Source organism: Novosphingobium sp. BW1 (assembly GCF_008107685.1).
GTDB lineage: Bacteria > Pseudomonadota > Alphaproteobacteria > Sphingomonadales > Sphingomonadaceae > Novosphingobium.
In genome coordinates this window covers 21,852-41,495 of record NZ_VIRF01000128.1, presented here as the reverse complement: position 1 = coordinate 41,495, position 19,644 = coordinate 21,852, and the positions used below count along the sequence as shown (strand labels likewise).

Annotated in this window: 17 protein-coding genes; 9 read left to right on the top strand and 8 right to left on the bottom strand. The window is 61.2% G+C overall.

Annotated elements, in window-relative coordinates; genetic code table 11:
* The first annotated feature begins 119 nt into the window (after positions 1–119).
* Complete coding sequence (locus FMM79_RS20760; protein ID WP_148629409.1) at positions 120–1,376, top strand: hypothetical protein; 1,257 nt, start codon at positions 120–122, stop codon at positions 1,374–1,376.
* A 243-nt stretch (positions 1,377–1,619) separates the two neighbouring features.
* Here FMM79_RS20760 and FMM79_RS20755 read toward each other — a convergent pair whose 3' ends face one another.
* Positions 1,620–2,579: a hypothetical protein gene (locus tag FMM79_RS20755; RefSeq protein WP_148629408.1), complete on the bottom strand. Its 960-nt coding sequence runs from the start codon at positions 2,577–2,579 to the stop codon at positions 1,620–1,622.
* Between the two features lie 347 nt (positions 2,580–2,926).
* Between FMM79_RS20755 and FMM79_RS20750 the strand changes: the two genes are divergently transcribed.
* From FMM79_RS20750 to FMM79_RS20720, 7 genes are all read left to right on the top strand, one after another.
* Entirely contained in the window at positions 2,927–5,188 is a 2,262-nt protein-coding gene (locus FMM79_RS20750) for a TonB-dependent receptor (protein ID WP_148629407.1), read from the top strand.
* Complete coding sequence (locus FMM79_RS20745; protein ID WP_240339344.1) at positions 5,185–5,763, top strand: hypothetical protein; 579 nt, start codon at positions 5,185–5,187, stop codon at positions 5,761–5,763. Before FMM79_RS20750 ends, FMM79_RS20745 begins: the two co-directional genes overlap by 4 nt.
* Positions 5,760–7,253, top strand: coding sequence for a PepSY domain-containing protein (locus FMM79_RS20740; protein WP_148629406.1), 1,494 nt, complete (start codon positions 5,760–5,762; stop codon positions 7,251–7,253). The genes FMM79_RS20745 and FMM79_RS20740 overlap by 4 nt, the downstream gene beginning before the upstream one ends.
* Before the next feature lie 875 nt (positions 7,254–8,128).
* Entirely contained in the window at positions 8,129–8,674 is a 546-nt protein-coding gene (locus tag FMM79_RS20735; protein ID WP_148629405.1) for a papain-like cysteine protease family protein, read from the top strand.
* 13 nt (positions 8,675–8,687) lie between these two features.
* Complete coding sequence (locus FMM79_RS20730) at positions 8,688–9,287, top strand: hypothetical protein (protein WP_148629404.1); 600 nt, start codon at positions 8,688–8,690, stop codon at positions 9,285–9,287.
* Between the two features lie 62 nt (positions 9,288–9,349).
* Positions 9,350–10,813 (top strand): hypothetical protein, encoded by a 1,464-nt coding sequence (locus FMM79_RS20725; RefSeq protein WP_148629403.1) that lies wholly within the window; start codon positions 9,350–9,352, stop codon positions 10,811–10,813.
* A gap of 10 nt (positions 10,814–10,823) precedes the next feature.
* Positions 10,824–11,228: a hypothetical protein gene (locus FMM79_RS20720; protein ID WP_148629402.1), complete on the top strand. Its 405-nt coding sequence runs from the start codon at positions 10,824–10,826 to the stop codon at positions 11,226–11,228.
* Positions 11,229–11,734: 506 nt separating this feature from the next.
* Here the strand turns inward: FMM79_RS20720 and FMM79_RS20715 are convergent.
* From FMM79_RS20715 to FMM79_RS20690, 6 genes are all read right to left on the bottom strand, one after another.
* The gene (locus tag FMM79_RS20715; RefSeq protein ID WP_205466781.1) at positions 11,735–13,021 is read right to left on the bottom strand and encodes a His-Xaa-Ser system-associated MauG-like protein; all 1,287 of its coding nucleotides are present in this window, start codon (positions 13,019–13,021) and stop codon (positions 11,735–11,737) included.
* Complete coding sequence (locus FMM79_RS20710) at positions 13,005–13,403, bottom strand: TIGR03982 family His-Xaa-Ser system protein (RefSeq protein ID WP_148629401.1); 399 nt, start codon at positions 13,401–13,403, stop codon at positions 13,005–13,007. Before FMM79_RS20710 ends, FMM79_RS20715 begins: the two co-directional genes overlap by 17 nt.
* Complete coding sequence (hxsA, locus tag FMM79_RS20705) at positions 13,378–13,923, bottom strand: His-Xaa-Ser repeat protein HxsA (RefSeq protein WP_240339348.1); 546 nt, start codon at positions 13,921–13,923, stop codon at positions 13,378–13,380. Before hxsA ends, FMM79_RS20710 begins: the two co-directional genes overlap by 26 nt.
* Before the next feature lie 32 nt (positions 13,924–13,955).
* Positions 13,956–15,029 carry a His-Xaa-Ser system radical SAM maturase HxsC gene (gene hxsC, locus FMM79_RS20700; RefSeq protein WP_148629399.1) on the bottom strand — a complete coding sequence of 358 codons (1,074 nt, stop codon included), beginning with the start codon at positions 15,027–15,029 and terminating at the stop codon, positions 13,956–13,958.
* A complete protein-coding gene (locus tag FMM79_RS20695) occupies positions 15,026–16,267 on the bottom strand; it encodes a radical SAM protein (RefSeq protein WP_148629398.1) in 1,242 nt (413 codons plus the stop codon). The genes hxsC and FMM79_RS20695 overlap by 4 nt, the downstream gene beginning before the upstream one ends.
* 633 nt (positions 16,268–16,900) lie before the next feature.
* Positions 16,901–17,566 carry a UPF0149 family protein gene (locus FMM79_RS20690; RefSeq protein WP_148629397.1) on the bottom strand — a complete coding sequence of 222 codons (666 nt, stop codon included), beginning with the start codon at positions 17,564–17,566 and terminating at the stop codon, positions 16,901–16,903.
* 188 nt (positions 17,567–17,754) lie between these two features.
* Here FMM79_RS20690 and FMM79_RS20685 point away from each other — a divergent pair, with 188 nt between their 5' ends.
* Entirely contained in the window at positions 17,755–18,645 is an 891-nt protein-coding gene (locus FMM79_RS20685; protein WP_148629396.1) for a hypothetical protein, read from the top strand.
* A 30-nt stretch (positions 18,646–18,675) separates the two neighbouring features.
* Here the strand turns inward: FMM79_RS20685 and FMM79_RS20680 are convergent, their stop codons facing one another.
* Entirely contained in the window at positions 18,676–19,551 is an 876-nt protein-coding gene (locus tag FMM79_RS20680) for a Rossmann-like and DUF2520 domain-containing protein (protein ID WP_148629395.1), read from the bottom strand.
* Positions 19,552–19,644: the final 93 nt, after the last annotated feature.

Sequence of the window (19,644 nt, the reverse complement as noted above, 5' to 3'; positions counted from 1 at the left end):
CTGGAGACGTGATGAACGCGACGAAGGCGCCTGCTCGGACAGCCGGGCGAGAATAGACTGAGACGGTGCGGTGATTGCCGTTGTAAACTCAGGCCCTGCACTCGAAAACGGAGAGCCCGGTGACACGTACCATCTTTTGGTCATGGCAAAGCGACGCTCCCAAACGGGAGACACGTGATCTTATCTATGCGGCTTTAAAAGGCGCCGTCGATGAGCTTGCCGCTGAGCTTGAGGAAGCCGAGCGGTTTGAAGTTGATCAGGGCGTCAAAGGTATCGTTGGGCTCGAAATCATCGCGGAGGAAATCTTGCGCAAGATTGATTGCGCCTTCGCGTTCGTCGCGGACATATCGACCGTGGCATCGATCGGTGATGGATTGGAGCGTAAGTGTCTGGCGAACCCGAATGTCATGCTGGAGCTTGGTTATGCGCGGAAGTCCCGAGGGCCAGGGCGCGTCATTCCTGTGTTCAATAAGGCAATGGGGCCCACCCGCTACGAGGATCTGCCGTTCGATCTTCGACATCTCTCGGGGTCAATCGCATATGATCTGCCGGAAGGTGCACCCACCGAAAGGCTTCGCCAGGAACGAAACAATCTGCAACGCCAGTTCGGCGCCCGCCTGGCAGCAATGTTCGAGAGTGAGGAGACCGATTCCGAGAAGAGCTTGCCTGAATGGCATGCCTCTCTTGGGCACGACCCCAGCATATGGGAAGACGCCTATAATCCACTTCCTGTTGCCGTCCCTCATCTTGGGCAGATCGACGTTATCGTCGCACCGGCTCCGCGGATTTTTGTCCGATTATTGCCGGCCGAGCAGGGTCGCGCACCGACTCAGTTCAGCGGCATCTTTCCAGGGGGTCAGGACACGCTTGTCCCCATCGGTGGCGGGCATGCCATGTCCGGCGGAAAGACCGGGAACGGGTATGCGTTCTTCGAAAGCCCCGATGCCCAGCGCACGACCAAGTCGATCGCCCGATGGTACAAGAGCACCGGAGAGATCTGGGCAATTTCCGCGTGGGGATTTTATAAAAAGGAAGACCTGCCGCACATCGCGTATGATGAAGTGATCAATGACCTAGTCAGCTGGCTTGAGCATACGATGCGGACGATCCGGACCGCCGGAGGCGCGGGTAAGGTTCGGATAATATTAGGTGCGTCGGGGCTTCGAAATGTTCAATGGTGGCTTTCTCGGCCGAGTCCGGGATCTATGGCGTTCCGCGGTCTAAACGACTTCGCAGTCCATGAAACCATGCTGCCCGATGACGATCGAGAAGCCATGATCGACGCCGTTTCTGATTTCATGCAGGTGCTGACTGACACGTTCGGAGTTGGCACACTTGCTCGTGACCAAGTCGCTATCCTTGCAACCGTCTCGTGAGGTGACCCGATCTGGTCCTGTCGTCACCAAACCTGGGCGGAATTCTTATCGTCGAGTTCCTGAGCAGAAACCGCGGGACAGCCTGATGATGGCCGAACGACTGCTTCCTAAAGTAGTGGTCGTCGTCTGTAATGACGGAGAGCGGCGGGAGCGGATCTGGGCCGCCGGATGGCCGCTATGTTGGCGGCCCCGCTCGTCGACGTGGATCCCCAGAGCGCGCCCATGTCGCACCTAAAATGAGCATTACCGATCGTCGTCGACAGCAAGGAAGCATGGCACGCAAAGGCCGTCGTGACGAAGGAAGTCGTCCTCGCTGACTTCGCGCCCGCATTCGCTGCAGTTGTGATCGGAAATGGTATAACCGCAGCCGGCGCACAGACGCTCTTCCAGTATGTAGGTCTCGAATTCGCACTCCGCGCATTCGATGACGGGATCCTCGCCGCCGTCCGTCATGGCGATATAGAAGTCCGCGTGAAGGATGCGGCCGATCGCCTCATTGATCAGTTCCTCGCTGCAAGGCCTTGCGCCGCAGGAGCGGCAGCGAAAGTCGGCCTTCCCCTGATTGGTGTTGGCGGGATCTTGTTGGGCGATCAGGATCGAACCACATTTCGGACAGCAGAGCTCGTCCAGATCGTCCGCGACAGACTGGGAGTACCAGTCGATCGACTCCAAGGTCGCGCGGCACGCGCTAAATTCAGCATCAAATACCGCTTCGGTTTCGAGCAAAACTTCCCAACATGGCTTGCCAAGCAATGCGAGCGGATCGGTATCGAGCACATCATTCACAAGCTGGCGGATGATCTTGGCCGATCCGGCGATGCTTCCCGATAGGTCTTCGCGCGTGCCGGCGAACCGGTAATGCTCGATGTCGTTTCGATGGTGCGTCAAACGGTCGAGCGGCTTCCAGTCGACCTCGATGCCGAGTTGCTTGAACCGCTCGATGATCTGGGCCTGGTCAACGGTGCGGCGACCGTCGCCCACAAGCATGATTTCCCCGCCGCGCCTCACCGGACGGGTCTTCTGTTTGAGCAAAACCTCTACGCTCCCAGGAGGAGAAAGCCGCCTCAACTGCTCCTTGCAAAGCAACAGGATGCCGGCTTGGACATTCCGGATCGCCGAAAGCAAGCGGCGCGGATCGTCGTTGCGATAATCTTCGATGCCGATCTGAATCGACTGTACGGCGTTGTCGAGTATCGTATCCACGGTTCCGCTGCGCTCCTAAGCGAAGATGAGCCTCGTCTCGCACCTTAGCAACGTCAATGGCCCGCGAGTACCACATCAGTCGTCCGCGCCGTGCCCGCGTTCGAGATCGATGGCATAGCCACTGCATGTCGCCACTGAACCCGCTGCCATGCCGCCGGAGGATGAACGAGAGTCCGCTATTAGGGAGAGCCGAAAGGACCTTGGACGTCAGCTATGAGGGCGGTGAGCGCCGTAATTGTAGGCCGCAAGGTGGGAGTCAAAGGAAGTAGACAACCTCAACAGTAAAATTGAGATTGACTCGCATTAGCGATACTGGTTAGGCACTCCTCGTGACGAACGGGGGTGCCATGAAGCAATTCTTCTTTTTTTCCACATCGCTGCTCTGCGCGTTAGCGGCCGCCTCGGCTGAGGCTGCCCAACAAGCGACGTCGTTGGACGAGCAGAACGAAATCATCGTCACCGGCGAAAAGGCGGTGCGCAGTCTTCAGGAAACGACGGCTTCGGTGAGTGTGACGACCGAAAAGAAACTGGCCGAAGAGAATATCCTGACGATCCAGGACGTCTACAATCGCACGGCCAACGTCTCCGAAACCTATGGGGCTTCGGGTTTCTCGATCCGCGGCGTCGACCAGCGCGGAGTTTCCGGTGGCGGCGACGCGGCGACGGCCACGGTGTTCGTCGATGGTGCGCCGGTGCCGCAGGACGTGCTGTCGAACGGCCCGACCGATATGTGGGACGTGGCGCAGGTCGAGATATTCCGCGGGCCGCAATCGACCATTCAGGGTCTCAACGCGCTGGCCGGCGCAGTGCATATCCGCACGCAGGATCCGACCTTCGACTGGAGCCTCAAAGGCCGCGCGCTCGTCTCCTCCTTCGACACGACGCAATTCGCCGTCGCAGGCGGAGGTCCTCTGGTGCCCGGCGAACTGGCCTTCCGCGTCTCGGCCGAAAAGCGGGATTCGGACGGTTACATTCGCAACATCACGCGCAACGAACCGGAAAGCGGCGTCGATTCCACGTCGATCCGCGGCAAATTGCTCTGGACGCCCTCCGCCCTCGCGGGTTTTGAGGCGCGCCTTGGTTATCATCATTTCGAAACGAAGGGTGGCTATCTCTTCACCTATGTCGACCGGTCGGTCGGCGATTATTTCAACAACCGCACCAATCCGTCGGATTATCCCAACAGCAGCGATGTCGATAATGATCAGGTGACCCTGGACCTTCGCTACGATCTGGGCGGCGGCCTGTCGCTAAGCGCGCTCGGCACCTGGACGGACACCAACTTCATCCGCAAATATGACGGGGACAGTTCGGCTGCCAGCATAGCCTACAGCGATATCGCCGGCGGGGCCGAGACGTTTACTCAGGAACTGCGCGTCAATTATGAAAGTGATCGTCTTAGCGGTCTGGGTGGCTTGTTCTACTATAATCGAGACCAATACAGGCGTTCGCATCAGGTAACGCTGGTGCCGACACCCGGCCCGACCATCGTGAACTTGTTGACGCCCGCGCTGGGTGCCCAGACGGCGGCGCAGGTTGCCGCGCTGTACACCGCCGCGCTTCCCAACATCCCGGTCGACTACACATCGGATTTTCCGACGAAGGTGGAGACGATGGCCGTGTTCGCCGATGCGCGCTATCGCCTGACCGACCGGCTGTCGCTGCTCGGCGGCTTTCGCTATGACCGCGAGCGCAACAAGATCGGCGGTGAGGCGATAGCGACCTTCGTCGGCACCTTGCCCGATCCGGCAGCATACGGTCCGCTGGCGCCGGCCTTCGCAGGCATCAATGCCGCCGTGCTGGGGCTGGTCAATGATGCCAATGGCTCGGCACCAGTGGGCACGCGCACTTTCAATGCCTTCCTGCCCAAGGGCGGCGTGGAGATGGCATGGACGCCCGACATTGCCACCGCCTTCGTCGTGCAGCGCGGCTATCGATCGGGCGGCAGCGGGTTCAACACCGCCCGCTCGCAGCTCTTCCCTTATGATCCCGAATTCACCTGGAACTATGAGCTGTCGCTGCGCTCGGCCTGGCTCGACGGTCTCATGACGGTGAACGCCAATGCCTTTTACATCGATTGGAAGGAGCAGCAGACCACCGCCAATTTCGGCAACGGCACTTATGACACGCATACGGTCAACGCTGGCAAATCGCATCTCTACGGGTTCGAACTGGAGTTGGCGCATCGCGTGTCATCGTCGTTCGACTGGTATGCAAGCCTTGGCCATACGCGCACGAAGTTCGATGAATTCGTCACCGATGTCGGCTCCATCACCGACCTGTCGGGTCTGGAGTTTCCTTATGCGCCCAAATGGACACTGGCGGGCGGCGCCAATCTGCGCTTCGGAGGCGGTTTCAACGCTAATGTCAACGCCAGCTACCGCAGCGCGGTCTATACCGACGTGTCGATCCCGCAATCTGATGGCCGCGTAGGCGCGCGCACGCTGGTCAATGCGCGGATCGGCTATCAAGCCGACAACTGGAGCCTGTCGCTGTTTGCCAACAACCTGTTCGGCGAGAAGTACGACCAATATGTCAACAGCTTCACCAATTTCGCCATCATCGGCGCACCACGCAGCGTCGGCGTAATCCTGGAGGCAGGGTTTTGACCGGCGGGGCACTTCTTGGTGAGATGGCGGTCATTTTCGGCGGAGCTATATCCGGAAGCTGGCTGTTGCGCCGGGCCTGGAGCCTCAAAACCGGGAAGGCGCCGTGGCGCTGGGCCGGGCTTTCCCTACTGGCCATCAATCTCATCTGGTCCGCTTGGGCTTTAGGGTATGCACGTGGTCCATTCATCGCCCTGACTCTCCTTGCCGTTGCGGCCCTCGGTGTCATCGCTTCCGGCCATACGCTCCGGCCAGCCAAGGCAGGCCGCGCCGCGCGTGAGGGCCTGGCTCCCGAACCGGCGGAGCGCGCGATGAGCGCTTGGCGCACGACGCTGCGTTGGTCGCTCGCCGGCCCGGTGGGCATGATCGCTGCCATGGCGCTTGGCATCAGCTATGCTGTGTGGGCGCCCGGTGAGATGCAGACACGGCTCCTGATCGGAGGGCTGATCGTGCCGCTGGCATGGGGCGGTGCGATGGCGTGGACGCTGGCGGACAGCCGCATCCTGCGCGCGACCGCCATGCTGGTGGGAACCGCCGTTTTCGGCTTTGGCGCGGCAATGCTCAAGGGGTTCACATGACGAAAGTGAAAAAGAGCACGGGCTTTCCTTCGTCCGATCTAGTGCGCGCGGTGCTCAAAGGGCATAGCGGCCTGGGCCTTGCGTTCGCTGCGCTCCTGTATCTGGTCTGCCTCACCGGCACCATCGCCGTTTTCGCCAACGAGTTTCAGCGGTGGGAGAATCCCGGCGCCGAGCGCATGCAAATGATGTCCGCAGATGCCGTACAGGCGGCCTACCTCGGTGCTATGGAGCGCACCGAAGGTCCGGTCGAGCATGTACTAATCCTGATGCCGAGCGAAGATCGCCCTTGGCCAACGTTACGGTTCGATGCCGAAGATGGTACCCAGACGACGTGGATCGCCGATGGCGCAGGTCGTATCACAGGGAAGGTCCGCGAGGGCTGGACGAAATTCCTGACTCGGCTGCATATCAATCTGCACCTGCCGCAAAGCTGGGGTATCTTCATCATAGGGCTAACCGGCGTCGCGCTGCTCTCCTCGCTCATCTCCGGCCTGCTCGCGCATCCGCGCATCTTTCGCGATGCCTTCCACCTGCGGCTTGGCGGATCGCGGCGCCTGCAGGAGGCGGATCTGCATAATCGGATTGGAGTATGGGCGCTGCCCTTCCATATCACCGTCTCGCTGACGGGCGCGCTGCTAGGTCTCAGCACCATCATCATCGGTGCGATCGGCCTTGCGGTGTTCCAGGGCGATACCGCCAAGGTCTATGCCATCTTCACGCCGCCCCATCCGGCAGCGGACGCGCGACCCGCGCCGCCGCTCGACCTGCGGCCCCTGTTCGCCACCGTCGCCGCACGAGCGCCGGGGGAGCGCATCAACTATCTCGTCATCGAGCATCCCACCGAAATGGGCGCTGCCGCGATGTTCGAGGTCGAGGACGGCTCTTCGCGGCTTGCCAATGCGAATAGCTACGCGTTTGATCGCGAGGGCAAGCTCTATTACGAGCAAAAGGCAGCTGACAACAATGTGGGCCAGCAAATCCTGGGCTCGCTCGGACTCCTGCATTTTGGCTGGTTCGGCGGTGGCGTCATCAAGATCGCTTATGCTCTGCTGGGCCTTGGCCTCACCTACCTCGCAGCAGGAGGCGTCAACATCTGGCTGGCGCGGCGGCGGGACAAGGGCAGACCGGCACCCGGATGGGAGAGCGTTTGGACCGCGACTGTCTGGGGGCAACCGGTCGCGCTGGCATGCGCGGCCTTCACCGCGCTGTTTACCCCACTGGTCGCGCCATTGATCTGGACATGGGGGATCATCAGCATCGCGGTGCTTGGGGCGGCCGCTCTGCTTCCGCCTGCTACGCTGTCGCGGTTCGGTCGCGCCATCACGGGCGCGCTATTGATCGTTCTTGCTCTCGCGCATCCTGCCTTCTTGGGCATGGGCGACAGTATGGCTCTGATCGTTGACGGCGCTCTCGGGCTGCTCGGACTTGGTCTTCTTGCAACCGTTGTCGGTCAGGTTCCCATGGTCAGGAAAGCGTCACAGCCAGCATGACCGAATTTGGGTCCGAGAAGCGAACGTATGCCACAACCGGCGGTGTGGCGATCCGTTGTGAGTGATGATGGCAACTGGGCGGCAGATCGTGGCTTCCAGACTGCGGCTGCTCCACATGGGCTTTCGGCACGCCGTCAATAACCGGTTTAGCTAAAAGCCGGCGTTCAGGGTCCGCTCTAAAGAGAGACGCCTTTATTCCAGCCTCTGTCACTTCGGAACTTGGCAATGAGGTGAACAAAGGGCGGCTTTCGACACGTTCGTCAAGACCCTTGGATGGCAGCTATGTTGGCGGCTCCCGCCGGCCCGCCAAGGCCGCAAGCGAAGGGCAGCATTTCAACATTTTAACCGGGAACCAGCCTTTCCGGAGCCGCCAACTTTGCAGCCGTTCGCGCCCGCTGGTAAGATGCGGCTTGGATGAGCTCTATGGACCAACTCGACCGCATGAACTCCGCGTCAGATGGATGGGAAGCTGACCCATGGGATGCGCCTGCTGCAATCGCGGATATCTTGTGGCGCTAATGAGTCCGGACCCTACTCTACCAATATCTACCTCTAGCTCAGGACTGTCGACTTCCAGCAATAGGGCAAGTTTTTACCGTTGGCCTTCAGCCGAAAAGCGGTGAGGGTGGACGCTGCTGATTGATTGGCAGAGATGGTCAAAAATGGGTCGAACTATCGGATCGGGCGTCTTTATCTAATGGTAAATAGATTTGAGCCGATGGATCAAACTGCGTCATCTCAATGTTACGCCTGCCGGGCAGCGTCTAAATGCGCTAACAACCAGTCCTCGAATTGCACGTTTCGTTCAAAGTGGTTTTATTACTTTGCTGTTAAGACGAAGTACGCGCTATATCAGACTGATCGTGAGTCGGGGGATGGCGATGGCGATAGGCAACAGGCAGTTACAACCGATCCCACTGGGCCGCGCGCAGCTCTGGACGCTTGCACCGCCAGGCGCGGCACCGACCACCTACGTCAAGCAGACCGAAACCAACTGGTGCTGGGCTGCATGCGGCGAAATGGTGATGCAGCCCCGCGGCATCGCCGAGACCCAATGTACGCTCGCCTCCAAGCAGTTCACGCTGCAGTGCTGTCCGAGCCCCGGCGCACCGTCAGGCTGCAACCGGGGCTGCTGGCCGGACGTAGCCTATCCCGCGTCGGGCGTCCCCACGTTGCGAACGGCCGCCCCGCTCGCCCAGGCAACCGTTTCTGCCGAGATCGCCGCGGGACGGCCGGTGCAGGTTTGCTACCAGTGGACCGGGTCGTCTTCGACGCACGTCGCGCTTATCGTCGACGAATATCCCAACGGCGACTTTGAGGTCTACGACCCTTGGCCGGGCTATGGACCAGGCCGCCGGCAGTTTTCGCAGATTCAGGGCGCCTACGGGCTGGGCCGCTGGATCCAGAGCTTCACTTTCTAGGGAGGATGGCGTGATGGTTACTGCCCCGACGCTGGCACCCCAAGTGCTGAACAGCATCGCCAACCAGATTGCCGAACGCGTCCCGCGCTCCTCCGAGCTAGCGGCGCCCGGAGCTGTCGCCGGGATTGGCGAGAGCCTGCGCGTTGCGCTGCTACCGGAGGACGAGCTCACCGGCGGGAAAGGCGCGCTCGGCGACCGCGTCGTCGAGACTGGCCAATGGCACCACCAGATCTACACAGGCGACGACGCGCGGAGCTTTGCGCGCTCGATCGAGGCGCCCGAGGCGCCGGGTGAGCCGTCCGAGGTCGTGGAGGTCGCTGACTCCGTCGTGGCAGCGGACCTGGGCAGGACGATCCGCTGGGTCGACGAGAACGTGCCGCAGGAGGGCGAGGCAGAGGTGCTGATGGTCCCCTCGCACTTTACTGTCGGGCTTTGGCTGCACGGACCGGAACTCGACGCAGTGGTAGTCAGCAGCGCCCCGCCCGAGATGGAGCTCCCGCGTAACCGCCTCATCGAGAGCGGCCGCTTCATCGAGATGCTGGCAGCCCGTCCGGCGATCGAAGGGCTCGGAGCCCGCGACGGGTCCGCCGCGCCCCTCGGAGAAGGCGCGTGAGGGCGCGCCGTTTGTCGGGGGCGACAGCGCTCCTCGCCACGGTGCTCAGCGGATGCGCGACGATGGACGCGAAGCCGATCACCGCAGACGGCCCACGCGAGGGCATCGGCTATGTCCTCCCCTATACGCAGTGGACGATCACCGTCGCGTGGCGGCTCGACTATTGCCCCGACCCTAAGGACCCGAACGCGCACGACGGGAAGGATGCGCAGCTCGCCGTCAAGGTGGAGGCCGTGGCGGGGAGCGCAGACGATGGCGACCTCAGCTTCGTCATCAACCCGCAGGACCTTCAGACGCTAACCAGCGTCACGACGTTCGGCGCGAAGTGGCTCGACGGGCGCAATATGCTCTCGTCGATCAACGCCACCGTCGAGGACCGCTCCGCGCAGATCGTGGGCAACCTGGTCAAGACGGCAGTCAAGATCATCCCCCTTGCAGCCGGTGTTCCCGCCCCCCCTGGGGGGGCGAGGTCGGCGACGCTGATGTGCACGGACGGCGCTAGGCAGGCGCTCGCCGACGCGGCTACCGCGAAGGCGGCCCTAAAAGTGCGGACCGGCGCGCTCGACGCTGCGACGAAGGTGCTCGGCGCCGTCCAGAAGAAGGTCGCGGCAATGGGCGACGCGGTCGACGACCCGACTAAGGCGGCGTTGAGCGCTGCGCTGGACAACGCGGTCGCGGCGCAAGCCGCCCAGACAGAGGCTGATGGGGCGCTTACAGAGGCGCTCGATGCGATCACCTACAAGCGCGTCGTCAGGTGGCCGGATGGCGGGAACGTGTTCAGCGGCGGGCCGATCGTCGTCGATCGCGACAAGCTGGAGTCGTGGATACCGGGGCTGAAGGGGCAGTCGATCCCGAAGTCCGCCGTCTACCTCCAAATCGAGCGCGTCGGTAGCTTCGGCCGCGCACCCGAGCACCTCGACCTGCGGCCACTTCCGCCAAACGGAAAGCGCGTCCGCGATCCGGCGAACCCGGTCGTCGCGACGCCGGGGTCGGACCCCTACAAGCCTCCGGCCGCGTCTAGTCGCGGCCTGCGCTACCGCATGCCTGCCGCCGGCACGCTGGTTGCCTGCAGTGAGTCTCCCTGCGGCGCCGACGCCCCCTCGACCCTTGCCACGTTCCCTGGCCAGGTCGTCCAGCTCGGCTACGTCAATGTGCTCCCGTTCCGAAGCCGCGCGTTCGGTAACAACTCGATGTCGGCAGAGTTCAATCCGGACGGCAGCCTGAAGTCGGTCGGTTACGAGCAGAAGAGCGCATCGCTCGAGGGCGCAACCGGCGCGGTGGCCGACGCCGCGGACCAGCTGGCGGGTGCGCTTGACCCAACCGCCCGCCTCACGCAAGGCAACGCTTATCTGGAGGCGCTCAAGAAGCGGCGCGACGATCTGCAGGCGCTTGCCGCGCCGAAGGACGACCCGGTCGCCGATGAGACGACTTCGCTGGGCGCGGAGACTACGCTTCTCAACGCACGCATCGCGCGCCTCAAAGCCGAGATTGCCTACGAGGAGCTGCGCGCGTCGCAGGGGAAGTAGGAGAAGCGCCATGCCACCAACACCCAATCCAGCGCCGGTCCGGCTCCCCTGGTACAGCGTCGCGACCGGTGCCATCATCCTGATCGGGTTTGCCTCGCTCGTCTTCTACCTGGTGTCCGTCTCCGGCGTGATCGGCAAGGACGAACAGATGCGCTGGGACCGGCTTATGCTGATCTTCAACGCCGTGCAGACGCTCACCGTCGCGGCGGCTGGCGTCCTGCTCGGAACCACCGTGCAGCAGGCGCGGGTTGCTTCCGCCGAGGCCCGCGCGGACGCGGCAGAGGGCAACGCCAAGGCGGCGCAGAGCGATGCCGAGAAGGCGGCGGCGGCGCGTCGGCTCATCGATGGCTTGGATCCACCGGGCGGCGCCGGCGACGCGGCATTGGCTCAGATCCGCGCCGTCCTGAGCGTTTGATCAAACACCTTTTCACTCCGTTGCCGATGTCCGGAAGTAGCGAACGGAAAGCTGTGGATTGAATTCGAAGGTTACGGCACCGACAGTTTTAATGCGACGAAACATGCATGAGCCGATTGCTGATTTTTGTATCGGGGGCTTCGAGGCGGTTTAGGTCCAAGGGCAGCCTCACTGAATGAACGGCCAAACTGTCCGACGCGGCTCGGAACCTGCCGTGCCGAAGGGGCGAAGGCCCCGACGCAAGTGAAAGGGAGTCCGTGGCCCACGAATGTTCGGTCTTGGCGTAATCAGACGCTCCCAAAAGCTACGGCGAACGGCAGAAATGTCCTAGACCAAGTCACTCAGGCGCGCCCATTGATCGATGAACGTAAGGCAAGTTTTGAAGGCTTCAGCATGAGCCTCGAACGGCAGCTATTCAGGCGCGAGCCGACACCGGTGCCGGAAGCGGGGAACGCAGCTATCCTAAAATTGTTGCTCCGAAGCCGACAGTCGCGAAGGTCCCAAATTCAGAATGTCAATGTTCCTAGAAATTCCACAAGATCGCTGACTTCATCGTCGTTCAAAGCTAAAGAGAGTGGCTCACGCGCGCCTGGTCCTAGCCGAGCATAGAAATCCGCACGCTGGCGCACAGTCATTTTGTCCGTGTCGACAAGCCGCAGGGGATCGAAGTGTGCAATAATGGCCTTTTCGAGTGTCGGCACCGAACCGGAGTGTGAGTAGGGCGCCGTCTTGGTCACATTGAAAAGAGGCGGTGTCCTGAATTTGTACCGGTCTTCGGGATCGAAGGTCACATTGTAGCGGCCGTAGTCGATCCCGAACCCGTTCTTGCCAAACGCCATTTGCGGGAACGCCACCGCATGGAACTGCATGTCTGAGAAGTATGGGCCATTGTGACAGGCGATGCATTTGCCACGGCCATAGAAGAGAATGCCCCCGTTCAGTTCGCTCGTGGTGAGGGGGCCTGCATCGAAGACAAAGCGCTCGAGCTTTGTCGGCCGGATCCTGAATTCGTCGCGAATGAATGCGGCGAGCGATGTCGCGACGTCGTTGAAGGTAATCGCTGTGGCAGGCACGCCGAATGCACTGGCAAGGCGCGGACCGATTACAAGGTCCTTCGCAAATCGCTCCGCCAGTGCATTCTGAAGCCGGTTTGCCGAATTCACGCTTTCGGTGACGAGCGCTTCTTCCACCTGCGGGGTATCGTCGACCATTTCGCGCAATTCGACTGAAGGCAGGTGCACGGCGACGACGAGGGGGTCGTCGGAAGGCGTATCTCTGCCGAATTGGCTGACGACACGTCCGTTCCGGACGCTGACCTTGCCTTCCCAGAAGAAGGTATCGAAGCCCTTGCTACCCCGGCCCCAGAAGGCCAGCGCGTTGCGAGGGACGATTTGTCCGCCGCTCGAGAGCCTGTCTTTCCCGCTCCCTTTCGCGCCCACGCCTATGGCAACCGGGAGACCATCCGCGCTGCCGAACTGTTCCAGATGGCAGTCGCGGCAGCTGATGGAACCGTTGATGCTCATGAGGGGCGAAGCGAAAATGAGTTTGCCTGCTTCCCGCCGCTTGCTGTCGACCGGTATGGCTAGGTCTGCGGCCCTGACGAACCCGTTCGCCTTGACGGCTCGCCTTAGCGCGGCAAGGCGCATGTGATCGCTGGCCGGCGATTGGTCGCGCTCTTGCTGAATGGCCGCGGCCTGTTGATCTGTACAAGCCGAGACGCCCATGATCGCAGCCATGCCGAGGATTGCGGCGGCGGTACGCCTGTAGAAGTGCGATCTAGAACTGGATTTCATGGATCTTGACCACGTCATCAAGGTCGGAGGCGCGCGCTTCGATGGCAATCAGCCGCATCTGGGCCAGTTCGCTTTCGCGCAGCCCCCATTGCATCAGGCGCTTCTGGTAGATGTCGTAGTCCTGGCACGTGACCAGTCCCAGTTCGCCTGCACTGACCATTGCCTTTGCCTGCGGTGAAGGATGCAATTCGGCCTCCTGCCTGGCAGCGAAGTGATCCTGCATGGCCATGTCGCACTGTTCGACAAGGAGACCGTAGCGCTCCTGGTTGAAGTGCATCACAGCCTCTCGCCACAGGGGCACGGCGGTCCAGGCCATGACCGCACCGGCGGTGAGCGCCAGAAGATGCGTGACAATCCTACTGCGCGCGAATCTTGAAGGCATCGAGCACCTCGGGCGTGATCGTTCCGGTGACATTGAGGTTGAAGTCGGTCTGGAACCGGCTCAGCGCACCGCGCATCATTGGGCCCACGATGCCGTCGATGGCGCCGTCGTAGTATCCGTAGGATTTAAGACCCAGTTGAACCTGACGCACCACATTCTGGATGCTCGTGGCCGAAGGTGTCGAATAGAGCGGCTGGGCAGTCGTGATCGCCGGAGACGAGGGAAGGATGGAAGAGGGCGGCGTGCTTCGCTCGTTCCGGGTCGAAGGTGCGCTCGTTCGGGGAGCCGCAGGCGCTCTGGGCGTGTATACCGGTGCCCGGTACGTCCCACTGCTGCCCGAGCGATGACTGCCATGCGAGGCGTGGCTCGAATGCGAACGGTGGCCCGCTAGGAGGAACATGTGGTCCTGCGAAAAACGCTGGATCATATGGTCATCGTCATCCGGGTCGGGGCCTCCGGAGGCAGGCGATAGGCCCGGTGCCGCCAAGGATGTGTGCGGGACGGGCGCGATTCCGGCCATCACGAGGCTGGAGATCAGAAATCGACGCTTTTTCACAGAGGAAAGACCTCGTCTACGAGTTCAGGCGGATGCCATTCGAAAAAGCCCGAGCATTCTGGCCGGGCCGCACAAGGCGCGCATTTGTCGGAAAAGCGTTGCTTCCAGTCCGAAATCGATGCCACCGCGTAGGAGCGATAGGCCGCAGGCACATGGCAAAGCGGGATGTTGAACAGCCGGGGCCGGATGCCATGCAGGTTCGCGCGATCCAGCGCTTTGCCGACAGCATGAAAGTCGCGGCGCAGATCGAGATGGAGCTCGTTCCACCGGTTTCTCGCAAAACCGATGTTCTCCAGCCCCATGACGGACCACTGCTCGATGTGAGCGAGGTCGCGGACGATAAAGCTGGCCAGCGTATCGAGGCGCTCGGCCGTGGACGATGAAAGCACCGTGCGCAGTTCTATCCGGGCACCGGCCCTGAGCAGATGGGCGAAGGATGCCATCAATCTTTCGAAGGCTCCGGCCTTGCCTACTATGGCGTCGTGCGATGCCGCGTCGGCTGCGTAGATGGGTATCCCCCAGACAACATTGCGGTAGCACGGACTGCGCAAGCGCAACGCGTCCTCTGCCGTGAAATGCTGGCCGTTCGACAGGACGTGGAAGTTGAGATCGGGCCGCGCTTCGAGCACGCTTTCGAGCATGGAAAACAGGCGTGCGCGATGCAGCGTGGGCTCACCTCCTGAAATCCCGATCGTGATTCCCTGGTCGGCCAGCAGGGAGGCCTGTTCCAGAAGATCGAAGCGATCAACGTGGGTCTTCTTCGGAGGCTGCGAGCACATCGCGCAAAGCTGGTCACACTGCTCGGTGACCAGCAGGGTATTGTGGCGCGAGGCGCTGCGGATGAGACGATCCGCGCGTCCTTCGAACGGATCGACGAGAACGACATCGCCGATGAGGTCCTCTGCGGCTGATGCCACTTCGAACAGGCCCTGTGTGCCACTCCACAGGCTGCCTGCCTGCGTGCAGGCAAGAAAGTGGCTCAGCGCCGGCTCGCTTTCCGCTTGCAGGGAAAGGCGCGTGACGAAGGGTGCCGGTGCATCGCTCGCGGCGCGAAGTGCAAGCGCGATCATGACAGACCTCCTGCCGGAAGCCGGTCGCCGCCAAGCCCCAGCCACCGGCATAGCGAATACTGGATGGCGGGATCGGGCGAATGGATCAGTTCGAAGGCGAGGTCGAAGAGGTGCAAGTGCCGCCGGCAGAATTCAGTTTCGCGGCGAGGGATGTCGATCGTTCCGTAGCGGGAGATGTCATCGACAATGTCGCGGCCGCAGAAGGGTTTGTAGGTGCAGGCTTCGCAATCCGGATCGCCATCGCACGTCGAGACGGCATTGAGGGCATCGCGCGCGGGCGTGTTCCAGCCCTGCCGTATATTTCCGATCGACAGATCGATGATGCCCGCGCGCGCCAGCATGCGTGCTTCGTCCGTCGGATAGGCAAGACCGTCGTGGTCGATAACGATGAAGTCCGTGCCGAACGGATTGGGATTGCGCAGATCGACGTGCCGGTCCTCGCCCGGCCGGAAGATACGGCGCAGCAGCAGACTGAAATAGTTCTCTTCAAGACATATGTTGCGGTCTTTCCAGTTTCGATAGATCAGACGGCGGATGAAGGTCTCGTGATATTCCAGCCAACGGGTATCGGTGGTCCGGCAATCGGCGTGCTGCCTGCGGGCAAATCCCTGGTAATTGATCGGCCGGAGGTAAATCGCGGTCATGCCGCGGCGGGCATAGGCATCGATCAATTCATCCGGATCGGGCGGCGAACGAGGATCGAGCGTGGGCAGGGCCGAAACCTTTCGCGATCCGTATTGGGCAAGCAGCCTGTCGATGTTCTGCTCGAAAGCCTCACTAGCCGCATCGTCTTGACCTCGCTGTCGGGCATGATGAAGGCGGGGCCCGTCGAGCGAAGTGCTGATCGAGACGTCGTCACGGTCGAACAGCGCGGCAGCTTCAGGCGGCACATGCTGGAGATTGGTGCAGATCACGAATGACGCCTCGACATGTGGCGGGACTGCACCGATGACGGCTTCTATGAGATCGCAGCGAAGTGTCGGTTCACCTCCCTGGAATTCAATCTTGAGATGCCCCGAGCGGGTTTGGCGCACGAGGTCGATGACCGCATCGCGTGTCCCGTCCGACCAGTCGTAACCGCTCGCGCCCTCGGCGGCTCTGGAAACCTGGCAATAGCTGCAGGCAAGGTTGCAGCGAAGCGTTGGAACCAGGATCAGGTAGTCGAGTTCGCCGGGATGAAAACGGCGCCGCTGAACAGCGAACTTGTGCGAAAGGCGTCCCAGTTCACCTTCGACCATCAGGCCGCATTCCCTGAGGCGATCCCAATCGTGCAAGGTCAGCCGGTTACTTTCGGCGCTTTCTCGTAGATCGTGATTGGATAGCAGGAAACGGCCTGCGGCATCGACGTGAAGGACATGCTGCCCGATGCGACGCGTCGTCCACTCCGCAGATGGAGCTTGGGCATGCGCCGTCCTGACATGCGTCGAAGCGCTTGCCGTCATGGATGATGCATCCGCCGATTTGCCCACATCTTTGCCCCCTTGTGGACGTCTTCATATCGAGAACGCTTCCCCGCCCAAAGTGATAATCACCGTTTTCGAATGATGCGTAAATCGAAAGCGGCAAATATGTGATCGCGATTAAATTACTTTAATCGAAGCGGCGCTCTGGCGATCTTGTCCGAATAGTAGAGCATTGCCGTCATGAACCGACGCGGCGCCTGACACGATCATCGCTGGGCCTGAAATGTCGACTATCCCATTCTCGTTGCTCCGCAGCCGAAGTTCGCGAATGTCCCAGATCTTCCCTTTCCCGTTTGCCGAGACTCACGTGAATGGAGGGCGGTTTTCGACAAGCTCGTCGGGGCCTGGGAACGTCCGCTCTGCCGGCTTGAGCCGTCGCTTCGCTTCATGCGTCGCGGCGAAGCCGCCTCAATTCAGGCCGCAGCACTTCTTGTACTTTTTCCCTGATCCGCAAGGGCATGGATCATTGCGCCCGACTTTCCCTTGCCGGGGTGGCGGTGGTCGGCTGGGATCATTCTCCAATCGCCAGGCGTGAAGCGTTTCAACCCAAATCGGAATGAGATCAGGTGCCTCGCGAGTCCACTGCTCAACTTTGCCGCGGGACAATTGCGCCTCGCCATTTGCGATCGCATGAAGCTTCGCCATACCCTTGAGCGCCGCCTTGCAACCGGCGTCGCCGCTGACGGCGATGCGCTCCCACCCGTCAGGGGCCAAGTCCATCGCTTGCACGAAACCCTCGACCCACAACTCCCAGAGAACGTCGTCATTACGGGTATCGATATCGAACAATGGTTCATAGCAACCCGGTTGGGCCAGCGAAGCCAGAACGTCGTTGTAATGCCGCATGATCAGGTCGATGACGTGCTGGAAATCCTCCATCTTCTCGAAATACGGCAAACCGGCGCCGTCATCTCCGGCCCAGATGTGCTTCAGCCAACTGCCGGGCGGAACCAGATCCGGGCTGACCAATATGCCGGCGAGGTAGCCGTCGAGCTGGGTAAGCAACATCCAGTTCTCGCCCTGATCGAGGAGCAAATGATCGAGTTCGTCGAGATAGGAGGAAAGTTCACTCATGTGGCGGGCTCCCTATCCCAATCCACGGCTGAGCGTCCAGATTCCCGTTCTGGATTTGGAAAAAACACCGGCAGTCCCAGCCGATCATCAAGTGAAGACGTCCCGCTTACTGGCGCGCGGCTATTCTCGACAGTGGACCGATCGTATCGTAGATTTACCTGACCTGCCAATTCCTCGACTGAATTCCGATGTCGATGGTACAGCAATTGATGGAACAACCCAAACACCGCAACAGCCTTGGCTATGTGATCATGCAACGCGGCATCGGCTTGGGGCCAGAGGACGCCATGATCGTCTGGGGCATCAAGCCGGACGGTACCCGCCTGTTCATAGACCGGGCGCGGAGAGGGGCTGCGGATCACCTGAAATGCGAATGCGGCGCCGACCTGATCGCCCGCAAAGGCGATGTGCGTGCCCATCATTTTGCCCATGCTTCAGGGGCTGCGCAGCGCTGCAAGGAAGCCCACCTTCACGCCTTGAGCAAATTTGCGGCTGATGCGCTGAAGCGATTCCGCGAGGTCAGAATTCCCCTAATTCCCGGCAAGCGTGAGATTACCGGGTTGGCAGACGCAATACCGGAGGTGTTCGGCGACTTTGGCGGCGTCAGGATAGTTCGAGGCTCAGGCGATGTTCGACGTGAGCTTTGCATCTTGTTCGCGATAAAGCGCGCCAAATCTCTGCCCGGGAAATTAAGGTTCGAACAGGCAGGCATCTCCGCGATGGTTATCGATCTCTCTCAGTTTCGCAATTCGCCCGACGCACGGATCGCGGAAGCCATCATGCACGCCGCTGCCCGATCGTGGTTGTACAATTCCCGAAACCCAGCAGCTAAGGCCGTTTTACCAATTGATCCAGGCAGTCGCTCAGAACCTTCGCGTCGAACCTCGGGGCATGGAGGCGGCAGTCCTTCCCTCACTCATTCGTCGGCCGTCGAAAAACTGGCCGCTGCCGCACATGTTCAAGCTGATTCAACTGCCGACCAGACGAGACCGGGCAGCAGCGACAATCAGGTGGATTGGAACAATCTGTCTCCCGCTGAACTGAAGAGACGGCTTTTCGGCGACGGGTTTGGAGACTGACTTTGCCGGGACACGGTCCTCGCTTCGTCGTTATTCGCCGAGAAAGTTGCGTAAATCAGCTCGGTCGAGCAGGTCGCTGCGGCGTTCGAGTTCTTCGGCAGTGGCGAGCGCCATGGCGCGATAGGTGGAAAGCAATTCGGGGCAATCGCTTTCCAGTGCCGCGAGGTGGCGGCGGACGGTCTCCGTATCCCCACGCAGGACCGGCCCGGACAATGCACCAAATCCATTGGCAATGCTGTTTTCCAGGGCTGCGCGAGCCAGCGGTGCAATCAGGTCTGCGGGCTCATCCACACCGGCGACGCGCAAAGCATGCGATGCACCGGCGAACAAGGTAACGAGATGGTTCGCGGCGTGGCACAGCGCTGCATGATAAAGCGCGCGAGAACCTTCCGGGATCTCGACGGAAATTCCGCCGAGCGCTTCCACGATGGATTGCGCAAGCAGGGTGCTTTCCGGGTTAGACCCGGTGACGGCAAAGCGCGAGCCGGCCATGCGCTTGAACTCCAGCTCCGGATCGCCTGTAAAAGTCATGGCAGGATGGATCGCCGCCGTCTGAGCGCCCATTTGGCGCAGAGGTTCAAGCACCGCTGTCCCGCTTCCGCCGCTGACGTGGAAGACAAGCGGGGCTTGGCTCAGCGCCCCGGCCTCGCAGATCGCGCGAACGATCTCTGGGATCGCGTCATCGGCAACCGCAATGGCAACGATGTCGCAGGCATCCACGATGTTGGAGAGTGAACTGACAGCCTGGGCATGGGCAAGATGTCCAACCGCCTCCCGGCACCTCGCAGGTGTGCGTCCCCATACCAGGAGAGGCGCCGATGAATGGTTCTGCAGACCGAGCACAAGTGCTCGCGCGACCCTGCCGGTTCCGACGATCCCGATCTGTCTGAAAGGTAGTGTGTTCACGGCCTCTTGTTACCGGGCCACGTTCCGCCGTTCCATAGGTACCGCATTGTCGAAGCCGAAATTCTGGCATTGATGGCGGCCAGGGACGCCGCA

Coding starts and splice junctions, on each gene's coding strand:
- FMM79_RS20750 (WP_148629407.1), top strand. CDS start 2,927: ATGAAGCAATTCTTCTTTTTTTCCACATCGCTGCTCTGCGCGTTAGCG.
- FMM79_RS20690 (WP_148629397.1), bottom strand. CDS start 17,566: ATGAGTGAACTTTCCTCCTATCTCGACGAACTCGATCATTTGCTCCTC.
- FMM79_RS20710 (WP_148629401.1), bottom strand. CDS start 13,403: ATGCCTTCAAGATTCGCGCGCAGTAGGATTGTCACGCATCTTCTGGCG.
- FMM79_RS20735 (WP_148629405.1), top strand. CDS start 8,129: ATGGCGATGGCGATAGGCAACAGGCAGTTACAACCGATCCCACTGGGC.
- FMM79_RS20685 (WP_148629396.1), top strand. CDS start 17,755: ATGTCGATGGTACAGCAATTGATGGAACAACCCAAACACCGCAACAGC.
- FMM79_RS20695 (WP_148629398.1), bottom strand. CDS start 16,267: ATGGTCGAAGGTGAACTGGGACGCCTTTCGCACAAGTTCGCTGTTCAG.
- FMM79_RS20720 (WP_148629402.1), top strand. CDS start 10,824: ATGCCACCAACACCCAATCCAGCGCCGGTCCGGCTCCCCTGGTACAGC.
- hxsC (WP_148629399.1), bottom strand. CDS start 15,029: ATGATCGCGCTTGCACTTCGCGCCGCGAGCGATGCACCGGCACCCTTC.
- FMM79_RS20730 (WP_148629404.1), top strand. CDS start 8,688: ATGGTTACTGCCCCGACGCTGGCACCCCAAGTGCTGAACAGCATCGCC.
- FMM79_RS20740 (WP_148629406.1), top strand. CDS start 5,760: ATGACGAAAGTGAAAAAGAGCACGGGCTTTCCTTCGTCCGATCTAGTG.
- FMM79_RS20725 (WP_148629403.1), top strand. CDS start 9,350: ATGGACGCGAAGCCGATCACCGCAGACGGCCCACGCGAGGGCATCGGC.
- hxsA (WP_240339348.1), bottom strand. CDS start 13,923: ATGGCCGGAATCGCGCCCGTCCCGCACACATCCTTGGCGGCACCGGGC.
- FMM79_RS20715 (WP_205466781.1), bottom strand. CDS start 13,021: ATGAAATCCAGTTCTAGATCGCACTTCTACAGGCGTACCGCCGCCGCA.